The organism is Ensifer sp. GW821-FHT05G01, assembly GCF_059419585.1.
Window position 1 is genome coordinate 629,935 of record NZ_JBWKSC010000002.1, and the last position, 12,719, is coordinate 642,653.

Here is a 12,719-nt window from a genome sequence, read left to right on the forward strand (position 1 = left end):
ATCTGGAGGAAAACTCATGAGTGCCAATTGGATCGAGGTCTGCGCGGCCGATGAGATCGACGAGGAGGATGTCATCCGCTTCGACCATGAGGGACGCACCTTTGCGGTCTACCGCAGCCCCGACGACGAATACTTTGCGACCGACGGTCTCTGCACCCACGAGCATATCCACCTCGCTGACGGCTTGGTGATGGACGACATCATCGAATGTCCGAAGCACAATGGCCGCTTCAACTACAAGACTGGCCAGGCCAAGGGCGCGCCCGTCTGCGTTAACCTGAAGACCTATCCGGTCAAGGTCGAGGCTGGCAGCGTTTTCATCGCGCTCGCTTGAGCGGGCGTTGATGGCAGCCGACATGAAAATTGGGAGAGGCACATGAACACGCCGCACATGAATGGGCCCATGAACAGAATTGTCATCGTCGGCGCTGGCGAGTGTGGGGCTCGGGCGGCGCTCGGCCTTCGGGAAAAGGGCTACGAGGGCGAGATCACGCTCATCGGTGCCGAACCGCATCTACCGTACGAGCGGCCGCCGCTCTCAAAGGAGGGCCTGGTTGAGCAGAAGGGTCCGAAACATGTCGCCGATGCCGACCGCTATCGGTCCGAGGGGATCAAGGTGCTCACCGATGCGCCAGTGGAGGGTATCGATCGCGCTGCCAAGACGGTGCGAATGGCCGATGGGCGGGAACTTTCCTATGACCGGCTGCTACTTGCGACCGGTGCAAGCCCCAGGCATTTTCCAGGTCAGCCGCAGGCAACGCCATTGATCCGGGTTCTCCGCACGCATGCCGATGCCGAAGCCATCCGTTTGCATCTTGCGCCTGGGAAGGTGATCGCCATCATCGGTGGCGGGTTTATCGGTCTGGAACTTGCGGCGACCGCCCGCAAACTCGGCGCGGATGTTGTTATTCTCGAGGGGCTGCCACGCGTGCTGTCCCGCGGCGTGCCGGAAGAAATCGCCGCTGTCGTTGCCAAAAGACATAGGCTGGAAGGCGTCGATATCTGCTGCAACGTGAGGATCGTCGGCATCGAGGCGGGCGAGGAGCGGGCGCATATTCAGCTGGGCGATGGCGACAGCCTTGTCGCCGACCTGGTCGTTGTCGGCATTGGCGCCGTGCCGAATACGGCCCTGGCCGAGGCTGCAGGCCTTGTCGTTGACAATGGCATTGCCGTCGACGAGACGCTTTGCACCGCCGACCCCAACATATTTGCAGCGGGCGATTGCTGCTCCTTTCCGCTTGGACATTATGGCGGCCGGCGCATACGGCTTGAGGCCTGGCGCAACGCGCAGGATCAGGGAACGCTCGCCGCGGCCAATCTTTTGGGAGCAGCCGAGCCGATCGACAGCGTGCCGTGGTTCTGGTCCGATCAATACGACCTCACCCTGCAGATTGCAGGGCTTGCCGAAGGGGCTGTGGCGACGGTGCGGCGCGACCTTGGCGATGGTGCCTTCATTCTCTTCCATCTTGACGCCAGCGGCCGGCTGATCAGTGCCAGCGGCATCGGCAAAGGAAACGCCGTTGCGCGCGACATTCGCCTTGCCGAGATGCTGATTGCTGCCGGCAAGCGGCCAAGTCCGCAGGCGCTGGGCTCAACCGAAACCAAGCTGAAGGCGCTGCTCGCCGCCTGAAGCGGGTTGCATTTCCTCATTCATAACAAAAACCGATATCCGGAGATCCCGATGCGAAACCGCCGCCCTACTGTTGCCGACCTCCTGTCGATCAAGGGCAAGAGACAATTGACGATGCTGCGGGTGGAAACGCTTGAGGAGGCCGAGGCGGCCGAAATGGCCGGGATCGACCTGGTCTCCGTGCCGCCGGCCCTGCTCGGTCCGGAGTTTCGCGAAGTCGCGCCCACCTGCTTTGCCTTTCCTGGCCTCGAATACGGCGACCTTGTTACTGCCGATGAATACATCCGCGCCGCGTTCAAGGCGCTGAAGGCGGGAGGAGATGCCGTCTATTGCGCGGCAAGCCTTTCTACCGTTCGCCACATGCGCGACGAGGGCATTCCGGTCTGCGGCCATGTCGGCCTCATTCCCTCCAAGGCCACCTGGACCGGTGGGTTTCGAGCGGTCGGCAAGACGGCGGCAAGTGCGCTCGAAATCTGGCGGCAGGTCAAGGCACTGGAAGAGGCGGGCGCCTTTGCCGCCGAGATTGAAGTGGTGCCGGGCGAGGTCGCAGCGGCCATCAGCGCCAAGACGTCGATGCTGATGCTGTCTATGGGCGCGGGTACGGGCTGCGACGCGCAATACCTCTTCAGTGATGATGTGCTTGGCGCCAACCGTGGCCATGTTCCTCGCCACGCCAAGATCTACCGCAACTTTGCCGTCGAATATGAGCGGCTGCAACGCGAACGTATTGCCGCTTACTCGGAGTTTGCAGAAGACGTGCGTTCCGGTGTCTATCCAGAGAAGAGCCATCTCGTCGGGATCGACAAGGCAGAACTGAACTCCTTCTTGTCGGATATGGAGCGGGCGTAGGCCGGGAAGCTTTGCCTCGCCTTGCCTTGCGCGGTCCGGTTGGTGTATTCAGCCTGTCTGTTTATCTCCCACCTGCAGCACCGGATCTCCACTTGAACGCGTTCGTCCAGGGTACCCTGACTTTTCTCGCCATTCTCGCAGTTATCTATGCCGCCACGGTGCTCGTCTATTTTGCGCTCGGCTACGGCATCACTTGGCTGAACGACCGCAACCCGGAGCGTCGTATCCAGAAGGAGCGGCGAGGCGAGAAGAGAAAAGCGGTCGAGATCCGCCAGAGCATGGCGTCCATCCTGGTGACCTGTACGTCCGTCGCGATCGGTGTCTTTGTCCAATACCAAGGGTGGACCCTGTTTGCACCCTGGGACTTCAGTTGGTGGACGGCTGTGCCGCTTTTCCTGCTCTGCATGGTGCTGTTCGACGCGTGGTTCTATTTTGCCCATCGGCTGCTGCACACCAAGCTGTTCTACAAATATCATCTTCTGCACCACCGCAGCGTGGCTCCGACCGTGTGGAGCAACGATTCGATCGGTCTGGTCGACACCGCCCTGTCGCAAGGCTACTACGCCGTCATCACCTTCGTGGTGCCATTTCCGCCGCTGATTCTGCTGGCGCACCGGTTGTTCGACCAGATCAATGGCACGTTCGGGCATGCGGGCTTTGAATATTTTGCTTCGCCGACGGCGCGCTACCCCTGGCCGCTGCTCTGCACCACCTATCACGACCAGCACCACGCCGAGTTCAAATACAACTATGCCAACTACTTCTCCTTCTGGGATCGCGTTCTCGGCACGATCTCGCCGGTCTATGATCGGCGTGTCGAGGTATTTGAAGGAGAGGCACCGGCCATCAGTCTCAAGCGACCGTCGCAATCTGCCCCAGCACAAGAAGCAGCAGCAACGTCCGATCGGTAATCCGCGGGACTCGTCCGCAACGCCATTTTCTCTGATATTCGAGATCGTTAGGTGAATTTTCCCGCTCAGGAAACAACCTCAGATCACCGTGCCTCGTCGTCTCCGCTAGCTGCCGCTAGGTTTCATGCAACCTACCGCCTCTATTCCACCGGAGAGACCCATGAAGAAACTGCTGATCGCGGGCGCTGCGTTTGTCGCGCTCCTGAGCGGACCGGCCTTCGCCGATGCGCCGACGACCCTTCTCAATGCCTCCTACGATATCGCCCGGGAGATCTTTGCGGCCGAGAACGAAGCCTTCATCAAGGCGCATCCGGGGATCACGGTCGACCAGTCGCATGCCGGCACCTCGAAGCAGGCGCGTGCCATCGTCGAAGGTCTTGAGGCTGACGTCGTCACCTTCAACCAGGTCACCGACATCGACTTCCTGGCAAAGAACGGTTTCGTCGCCGAGGGTTGGCAGAAGGAGTTTCCGAACAACGCTTCTCCCTTCTATTCTTTCCCGTCCTTCCTGGTGCGTGCCGGCAACCCGAAGGGCATCAAGGACTGGGGTGATCTCGCCCGTGACGACGTGAAGGTGATCTTCCCGAACCCGAAGACATCGGGCAATGCCCGCTACACCTATCTGGCGGCAACGGCCTATGCCAAGGAAGCCTTCAAGGATGATCCGGCCAAGGTCACCGAATTCGTCAAAAAGGTCTTCGACAACGTTCCGGTCTTCGACACCGGTGGCCGTGCGGCAACCACGACCTTCGTTGAGCGCGAAATCGGCGACGTGATCATCACCTTCGAAGCGGAAACCCGCTCGATCGCCAAGCAGTACGGTACCGACAAGTTCGAAAGTGTCGTGCCGTCGGTCAGCCTGCTTGCCGAATTCCCGGTCGCCGTCGTCGACAAGGTTGCGGAAAAGCGTGGCTCTCGCGACCTCGCCAAGTCCTACCTCGATTTCCTCTACACCGAAGAGGGCCAGAAGATCGCGGCTGAATACGGTCACCGCGTCCACAACGAGAAAGTCGCGGCCCAGTTCAAGGACCAGTTTCCGGAGATCCGCCTGGTAAAGGTCGAAGACGTCTTCGGTGGCTGGGGTAAGATCAAGGACGAACACTTCGCCGCCGGTGCCGCTCTCGACCAGATCTACGGCAATCGCTAACAGGCGATAACAGGCCCAACCTTTCGCCCGGCGAGTTCTGCTCGCCGGGTTCTGCCGTGAATGAATGACATGCCGCCGTGGAGGCGATCACTTGAAACGCAATGTTCTGCCCGGACTTCCTCTGTCGCTGGGCATCACCCTCTTTTATGTCGGGCTGATCGTCGTGCTGCCCTTGGCGGCTCTGGTTTTCATGGCGGCCAGCCTCGGACCCGCCGAATATTGGGCGATTGTGTCGTCGCCGCGCGCCGTCGCGAGCTATCGCGTCACCGTGCTTTCGGCCCTCGTCGCCACCGCATTCAATCTCGTCTTCGGTCTGGCGCTTGCCTGGGTTCTTGTTCGCTACCGCTTTCCGGGAAGGCGCATTGTCGACGCGATCGTCGATCTGCCCTTTGCCCTGCCGACGGCCGTTGCCGGCATCGCCTTGACGACGCTCTTTGCGTCGAACGGCTGGTTCGGCGCGCTGCTTGCGCCTCTCGGCATCAAGGTGGCCTACACGCCGCTCGGCATCATGGTCGCCATGTGCTTCACCAGCCTGCCCTTCATCGTCCGTACGGTACAGCCAGTGCTTGAAGACCTCGATCCTGCACTGGAGGAGGCCGCGCAATCTCTCGGCGGATCGGACAGCGCGATCTTCGTGCGCGTCATTCTGCCCTTGCTGATGCCGGCTTTGCTTGCGGGCCTGTCACTTTCCTTCGCCCGGTCGCTGGGCGAATTCGGCGCGATCATCTTCATCGCCGGCAACCAGCCGATGGAAACCGAAATCACCGCATTGCTCGCCTTCATCCGGCTTGAGGAATACGACTATCAGGCAGCTGCCGCGATCGCCTCGGTGCTTTTGATCACCGCCTTCCTGATGCTGGCCGCCACCAATCTCCTGCAGGCGCGTGCTTTGCGCTACACCGCGAGGTCTTGAGGATGACGCTGACCAGACGCAAACCGCCGCGCGTTGGCGACGGGCCGATCATCCGCCGCGTGCTGATCGGCACGACGCTGTTCTTCGGCGCCATTTTGGTGTTAGCACCACTGATCGTGATCGCGGTCGAAGCTTTCAGCCAAGGGTTGAAGGCCTATGGTGCCACCATCGCCCATCCTGATACGCGTCACGCCATTTTCATGACGGTCGCGACGGCCTTGATCGCCGTTCCCGTCAACACCGCCTTTGGTCTTGCTGCCGCCTGGGCGATCACCAAGTTCGACTTCTGGGGAAGACGTGCACTCCTTGTCGTCATCGAGATCCCGTTCTCGATCTCGCCGATTGTCGCGGGTGTCGCCTATCTCTTCGTCTACGGTCTGCAGGGCCTGTTCGGTCCGTTGCTTGAGGCTGCCGACATCAAGATCCTGTTTGCCTTGCCGGGCATCGTCCTTGCCTCGATGTTCGTAACGGCACCGTTTGTCGCCCGCGAGCTCATTCCGCTGATGCAGGCTCAGGGCAGGGACCTGGAAGAGGCGGCAACCTCGCTTGGAGCTTCGGGCTGGCGCACGTTCTTTTCCGTGACGCTTCCCAATGTGAAATGGGCGCTGCTATACGGCGTCGTTCTCTGCAATGCCCGCGTCATGGGTGAATTCGGCGCCGTCTCCGTGGTCTCCGGCAACATCCGCGGACAGACCAACACGCTGCCGCTCCATATCGAGTTGCTCTATCACGATTACCAGGCGGCCGGTGCCTTTGCCGCCGCCTCGATCCTCGCGACGCTTGCCGTCGTCACCATCATTGCCAAGGTCGCGCTCGAGCGCCGCGGCGCCGGCCGCCGGCCGGCGCTTGCCGCTGCCGCCAAGGAACAGAACGCAGGAATCCGCCCATGAAAATCCGTCTCGACCAGGTCGTCAAAACCTTCGATACGTTCCGCGCCGTGCACGGCGTCTCGCTCGACATCGAGAGCGGACAGCTGGTGGCGCTTCTTGGCCCTTCCGGCTCTGGAAAGACAACGATCCTGCGTATGGTCGCCGGTCTCGAATACGCTGATGGCGGCCACATCTACTTCGGTGATCAGGATGCGACCGACATCCCGGTGCGCGACCGCGGCGTCGGCTTCGTGTTTCAGCACTATGCGCTCTTTCCCCATATGACGGTCGCCGAAAACATCGCCTTCGGCATGAAGGTCTCCAAGACCAGGCGCAGCAAGTCGGAAGTCGCCACGCGTGTTTTGGAACTCCTACGGTTGGTCAGGCTCGAGGGCCTCGGAGACCGTTTCCCCGGCCAGATTTCCGGCGGCCAACGTCAGCGCGTGGCGCTCGCCCGCGCACTCGCCGTCGATCCAAAGGTGCTGCTTCTCGACGAACCCTTCGGTGCACTTGATGCCAATGTTCGCCGCGATCTCCGCCGCTGGTTGCGAGAGATCCACGACGAACTCGGCATCACGACCCTCTTCGTGACGCACGATCAGGAGGAGGCGCTGGACCTCGCCGACCAAGTGGTCATCCTCAACGAAGGGAAGATCGTCCAGGAGGGCACGCCTGCGGACGTTTGTCGGCATCCGGGCTCAGCCTTTGTTATGCAGTTTCTCGGGGACGTGAACAAGTTTCCAGGCGTGGCGCGGGACGGTTTCGTTTTTGTCGGCCAGACGGCAACAGGTATCGCATCTACCGAAGATGGTCCGGTCGACGTCTTGGTGAGGCCACGGGATGTGGTTTGGCAGAAGAATGGGGGAGGAATTCCGGTGGAGATCGAACGTTTCCTCCATAGGCCCGATGGGTTGAGCGTCGTTGGTACGACCAAAGATGGTGTTCGCGTGGAGTTTGAAATCACTGAAAAAGCTGAAACCGATCTGTCTCGGGGGGCTGGGATTAGCCTTAGGAACGCGCAGGTTTTCAAGAGAGGTATCTGACGGAGTGCGGGCGCCCGGATGCACGGACCATGCAATCACTTGACCGGACATGCCAGCTATTCAGATTGCTTTGACGGGCTCCCGAGGAACGCCATCTTCAATGCGGGATAAAAGGGTGGATTTAGTTGTCATGTTCCATCCATCCATCCTTCAGATTGAAGTTGATATCTCTGATCATTCATTTTCACAACGATAGAACCGCACGCCGCGCTGTGGATTTCGAGGTCTTCGGTTCAATTCAAATCAATTCGAGCACTTGGTCACACGCCGAGTAAGGAATGTACCTTGCGTTTCTCTTGCCAGTCCGCCGGCCCAGTTTGATCGATGCCGCGTGAGAGTCGGCGGGTAATCAGGTGTCGAGGGATTGCTGAAAACGCACGTCCAGACCATAGTAGCGCGATGCGGCACCTCCTGCGTACAATTGTAGACGTGTTCATGTTCGGATCCACTGAGTCATCCGAACTGCCGCCTCTCGATCACGAGCGAAAGTTTATGGTCAAGCAGTATCGACTAGGCCTCATCACCGAAAACGAATGGCGCGATTTGGTCGATCGAGACCCGACGCTTGCTGCCCATTTTAAGTTTCGTGATCCGCGCGCCATACGGCCAAACTTGAGCAGACTTGACGTCCAGTAATGCTTCCCGGTTCAAGGACACTCGAGCGATTTCTTCCGTTCAGCAAAGAAGCCTTTCGCTTGATCTTCGAGGACGCAGGACTGATTGTTGATGCTTCGGAATATACCGATCAATGCATGATCATTCCGCCTGAGGAGATTGTGCCATATGGCTTCCTGGAGCACTGGAACCGAGAATTCCCGTCGTACTTATTGGTGCGGGCGACCGGCGGTGGCAATAGATGTTATTACTCTCTTCCAGCACAATTTTGAATCTTTTCCAGCACAATTTTGAATCTTTCGTATAAACCGTGTTGCGGCGACGCTTAAAAAAAGGCAAAATCGCGGCGTCTGTGAATTCGAACGCTCAGACGTGGCCTCGTCTCCTACTTGTAGGAGATGGGGCCTTTTATTTCTTAGCACACCCTGATCGCAACCTCTTCGGCGGGGGGCGTTCGCCCGATGTAACCACCCCAGAAGTCCACCACCATGAGCCAATCCGCAACTGGCCGCCCTTGCTTGACTCTGCGTGGAGCGTCCGCCTGAGGCTGTTTGCTGCACATTTATCCGGCGCGCAGCTGGCTCTGCCGCCTTTTTCGAATCGATACCGGCAGGAATCTTTGCTGCGCTGTCGGGCCTCGCCACTGCCGCGGCCGGCAGCCAAGCGCCGCGAGCCACCACCACCGACGCCGGAGATTAGCAAGGTTTGTAGGAAACAGCTGACGGACGTTAAATGTCTGATTGAAGCAGGCGCGCACCTCGGCGCCTCGGGGAATGACCAAGGTCTCGTGCTCGTTTCCGCGAAAGCACCGTCCTAGCTCTCGCCGAAGCGTCCGACCTAAAGTTCAACTCCCTCTCGGCCAGCAGATACTCATAAGCCTGTGATGGAATTGCGTGCTAGGTTCCCATCCAGATAGCCAAACCTTGAAATTCTTCAGACGTTTTTCAGGTTGAAGTCATGCGGCTGTTGGGGGCCCATCCTGCTGAAGCTCAATGCTTGGTCTTGCACTTTCTACGTTGGGCCACGAGGCTTACTCAGGGTTGTATGTGTTGGCGTCGGGCCATGTTGCGAATTCGTCGGTGCAGTGGATATAGGCGCGATGTGCACATCAGAGTTGCAGGCCCCTCACGACATCTCATTCACATCCATGTTGCGCTTGGGTCTTTGGTGTGGTTGAAACGCACCCACTGGATTCATTGTCGATGGGGACTAAATGCTTTTCGAACGGACGGCTATTCAGGATGTTGTAATAATTACGCCTAAGAAGTTCGGCGATTCTCGCGGCTATTTCATGGAAACGTTTCGGCTAGATCAGTTCGAGGCGGAGGTCGGACCCTTCTCCTTTGTCCAGGATAATCGTTCATTTTCTGCCGAAGCGGGAACCGTTCGAGGGCTGCATTTTCAGCTCAACCCCCGTGCTCAAGGAAAGCTTGTATCTTGCACAGCGGGTGCGCTACTTGATGTGGCCGTAGATATTCGAAACGGATCGCCAACTTATGGGCAGTTCGTGACGGCCGAACTGACTGCAATTAATGCTCGTCAGCTGTGGGTTCCGCCTGGCTTTGCACACGGATTTTGCACACTAGAGCCGAATACTGTGATCAGCTACAAGGTAACCGACTACTACTCTCCTGAGTATGACCGCGGACTGCTATGGAACGATCCAGATATTGCGATCGAGTGGCCGGTGACGACGGATGTCGCCATTCTTTCCGACAAAGATCAGAGGCAACCGGTGTTGGCAGATCTCCAAACCAACTTTGTCTTCGCCTCCTAACCGGCAAGGACCGGCGGTTTGACGCCAATTCAATCAAATTATCGGAGTAAATCGAAACATGCGCGTTCTGATCACAGGTGGGGCGGGTTTCATAGGATCGGCTCTCGTTCGTCATCTCGTTCTTGATAAAGGCTACGAGGTACTGAACGTCGACAAGCTCACCTACGCCGCGACGCTTTCATCGCTGAAGCAAGTGGAGTCTGCGTCTTCATACCGCTTCCTCAAGGCAGACATTTGTGATGCAAAGGCGATCTCGGAGGCGTTTTCGACATTCAAACCTGACCGTGTAATGCACTTGGCAGCCGAAAGCCATGTGGATCGTTCTATTACCGGCTCAAGGGCATTTGTGGAGACCAATATACTCGGTACCTTTAATATGCTCGAATGCGCGCGTAGCTATTGGGCGGGGCTAACGCGGGAGTTGCAAAGCCAGTTTCGCTTTCTGCATGTTTCGACAGATGAGGTTTATGGCTCGCTTGGCGAAGATGGGTTGTTTTCCGAGACAACAGCCTATGACCCAAGTTCTCCCTATTCGGCGTCCAAAGCTGCATCTGACCATCTCGCAAAGGCTTGGGCGCATACCTACGGCATGCCGATCGTAGTATCGAATTGTTCGAATAACTATGGTCCCTACCACTTCCCTGAAAAACTGATCCCGTTGGTTATTCTGAATGCGCTGGAGGGAAAGCCCCTTCCAGTCTATGGCAACGGCGCCAACATTCGAGATTGGCTGTTTGTTGATGATCACGCCCGCGCTCTCGATGTGATCGCAGCCAAGGGCAGAATCGGCGAAACTTACAATGTTGGAGGGCGCAATGAGCGCCGCAACATTGATGTGGTCAAGCGCATTTGCGCGCTGATGAATGAGTTCAACCCTTCGAGTAGGCCTCACGAGGACTTGATCCAGTTTGTGACGGACCGGCCAGGCCATGACGTCCGCTACGCAATTGATGCGACCAAATTGGAGAATGAACTTGGTTGGAGGGCGCAAGAGACTTTTGATACCGGCATCGAAAAGACAGTGCGCTGGTACCTCGACAATGTCTGGTGGTGGGCGCCTCTTCGTGAAGGCTACGAAGGTACGCGTCTTGGGTTGCTGAAGACCGGTGCCGCACAATGAGCCGCCCCTGGCGCTTTGTTGTGACCGGGCTGACTGGGCAAGTTGTTCAGTCACTCGCAGTGCGCAGTTCGCAGTGTGAGGATGTGCAGATTGTTGCGATCGGGCGCCCAGACTTTGATTTGGCGAATGCTGAAACGATAGCGCGTTCTATCGAAACGGCGCGGCCCGACCTGATCGTGTCGGCCGCTGCCTATACGGCTGTCGACCAGGCCGAAAGCAACGAAAGCGATGCCTTTGCAGTCAATGCTGAAGGGCCAGCTGTGGTTGCACGGGTCGCAAAAACACTTGATGTTCCGGTTGTTCATTTGTCGACCGATTATGTGTTCGACGGCAGCAAAGCTGGACCCTATGTCGAGAGCGACCCAGTGGCTCCGTTGGGCGTTTATGGGAGAAGCAAGTTGTTGGGCGAGCAACTGGTAGCGTCTTCGCAAGAGAACCACGCAATTCTCCGCACCGCCTGGGTCTACAGCCCATTTGGCAAGAATTTCTTACGGACAATGCTTCGTGCAGCCGAGACGCGGCCGGAATTGAGCGTTGTTGACGATCAAGTCGGCAATCCGACCTCGGCGCTCGATATTGCGGATGCAATCTTGACGGTTGGACGAAACCTCTTGGGTTCGAACGATCTTGCCCTGCGCGGGATCTTCCACCTAACTGGACGAGGTGCCGCAACTTGGGCCGAGTTCGCCGAGGAAATATTTAGAGTTTCCAAAACGTTGGGTGGGCCGTTTGCCAAGATAAACCGCATTTCCACGCACGAATATCCGACGCCGGCACAACGTCCTGCTAATTCACAGCTTAGCTGCGAGCACATCGCCGAACATCACGGGGTAGTCCTGCCCAACTGGAAGATTTCCACTGGTGATGTTGTCGGCCGTCTAACACGATAATAGGTTTAAATCGGAGTTTATTGAATGAAGGGCATAATACTTGCCGGCGGCAGTGGGACTCGTCTGCATCCTATGACATTGGTCAGTTCGAAACAATTAATTCCCGTCTACGACAAACCAATGATCTACTATCCATTGTCAACGTTGATGTTGGCGGGGATTCGAGAAATATTGATTATCTCGACGCCGAGGGACCTGCCTGATTTTCAGGCCTTGCTGGGAGATGGCTCCAAATGGGGGCTTTCGCTGTCCTATGCCGAGCAGGCGTCGCCAAATGGTCTTGCTCAAGCCTACGTCATCGGTGCTGACTTCGTAGGAAACAGTCCATCGTGCTTGATTCTCGGTGACAATATCTTCTTCGGCCATGGAATTACCGAGCTCTTTAAAAGCGCTATGGAACGTACAGATGGCGCGACAGTTTTCGCCTACCATGTAAACGATCCCGAACGCTATGGAGTGGTCGAATTCGACCCGGCCATGCGGGCGCTGACGATCGAAGAGAAACCCGAGAGGCCTCGTTCCCATTGGGCTGTCACGGGGTTGTATTTCTACGACCAGGATGTCGTCGATATTGCCGCCAACCTCGAGCCCTCTGCTCGCGGTGAATATGAGATCACAGACGTTAATCGCACATATCTTGAGCGCGGTAAGCTGCATGTCGAAAAAATGGGGCGAGGATATGCGTGGCTCGACACAGGAACTCCCGACAGTCTCTTGGAAGCGTCAGAGTTCGTTGCAACTCTGGAGCGCAGGCAGGGTTTCAAAATTGCATGCCCTGAAGAAGTTGCTTATCGTCTCGGCTTTATTGATGCCAATCAACTAGAGTCACTTGCAGGTCAATACGGCAAGAGCGCCTATGGCCGCTACCTGACAAGTGTCCTTGGAAGTTAGCTTCTGTAGCGGGAATGGCCGACGCACAGCAGTTTGCGCGCCGGCAGCAAGTTTCGCCGGCGAG

Annotated in this window: 12 protein-coding genes; all 12 read left to right on the forward strand. The window is 57.7% G+C overall.

All coding sequences use genetic code 11. The features are described 5' to 3' along the window. Positions 1-16 precede the first annotated feature (16 nt). The 12 genes from AC07UR_RS08680 to rfbA all read left to right on the forward strand — a co-directional run bounded on the left by AC07UR_RS08680 (position 17) and on the right by rfbA (position 12,655). Positions 17-334, forward strand: a complete 318-nt coding sequence (locus tag AC07UR_RS08680; protein WP_209789671.1) for a MocE family 2Fe-2S type ferredoxin — start codon at positions 17-19, stop codon at positions 332-334. A 69-nt stretch (positions 335-403) separates the two neighbouring features. After that, positions 404-1,630, forward strand: coding sequence for an NAD(P)/FAD-dependent oxidoreductase (locus AC07UR_RS08685; RefSeq protein ID WP_209789672.1), 1,227 nt, complete (start codon positions 404-406; stop codon positions 1,628-1,630). A gap of 51 nt (positions 1,631-1,681) precedes the next feature. Continuing rightward, the gene (locus AC07UR_RS08690) at positions 1,682-2,479 is read left to right on the forward strand and encodes a 3-methyl-2-oxobutanoate hydroxymethyltransferase (protein ID WP_209789673.1); all 798 of its coding nucleotides are present in this window, start codon (positions 1,682-1,684) and stop codon (positions 2,477-2,479) included. Positions 2,480-2,571: 92 nt separating this feature from the next. Further along, positions 2,572-3,390, forward strand: a complete 819-nt coding sequence (locus AC07UR_RS08695) for a sterol desaturase family protein (protein WP_209789674.1) — start codon at positions 2,572-2,574, stop codon at positions 3,388-3,390. Between the two features lie 160 nt (positions 3,391-3,550). After that, positions 3,551-4,537: a thiosulfate ABC transporter substrate-binding protein CysP gene (cysP, locus tag AC07UR_RS08700; protein ID WP_209789675.1), complete on the forward strand. Its 987-nt coding sequence runs from the start codon at positions 3,551-3,553 to the stop codon at positions 4,535-4,537. Positions 4,538-4,601: 64 nt separating this feature from the next. Further along, positions 4,602-5,450: a sulfate ABC transporter permease subunit CysT gene (gene cysT, locus AC07UR_RS08705; RefSeq protein ID WP_209789676.1), complete on the forward strand. Its 849-nt coding sequence runs from the start codon at positions 4,602-4,604 to the stop codon at positions 5,448-5,450. 2 nt (positions 5,451-5,452) lie between these two features. Then, positions 5,453-6,340, forward strand: a complete 888-nt coding sequence (gene cysW, locus AC07UR_RS08710; RefSeq protein WP_209789677.1) for a sulfate ABC transporter permease subunit CysW — start codon at positions 5,453-5,455, stop codon at positions 6,338-6,340. After that, positions 6,337-7,362 (forward strand): sulfate/molybdate ABC transporter ATP-binding protein, encoded by a 1,026-nt coding sequence (locus AC07UR_RS08715; RefSeq protein WP_209789678.1) that lies wholly within the window; start codon positions 6,337-6,339, stop codon positions 7,360-7,362. Before cysW ends, AC07UR_RS08715 begins: the two co-directional genes overlap by 4 nt. Before the next feature lie 1,828 nt (positions 7,363-9,190). Further along, positions 9,191-9,754, forward strand: a complete 564-nt coding sequence (gene rfbC / locus AC07UR_RS08720) for a dTDP-4-dehydrorhamnose 3,5-epimerase (RefSeq protein ID WP_209789679.1) — start codon at positions 9,191-9,193, stop codon at positions 9,752-9,754. A gap of 58 nt (positions 9,755-9,812) precedes the next feature. Next, on the forward strand, positions 9,813-10,874 hold the full coding sequence (rfbB, locus tag AC07UR_RS08725) for a dTDP-glucose 4,6-dehydratase (protein WP_209789680.1): 1,062 nt from the start codon (positions 9,813-9,815) through the stop codon (positions 10,872-10,874). Next, a complete protein-coding gene (gene rfbD, locus AC07UR_RS08730) occupies positions 10,871-11,764 on the forward strand; it encodes a dTDP-4-dehydrorhamnose reductase (RefSeq protein ID WP_209789681.1) in 894 nt (297 codons plus the stop codon). The genes rfbB and rfbD overlap by 4 nt, the downstream gene beginning before the upstream one ends. A 24-nt stretch (positions 11,765-11,788) precedes the next feature. Continuing rightward, complete coding sequence (gene rfbA, locus AC07UR_RS08735; RefSeq protein ID WP_209789682.1) at positions 11,789-12,655, forward strand: glucose-1-phosphate thymidylyltransferase RfbA; 867 nt, start codon at positions 11,789-11,791, stop codon at positions 12,653-12,655. Positions 12,656-12,719 lie beyond the last annotated feature (64 nt).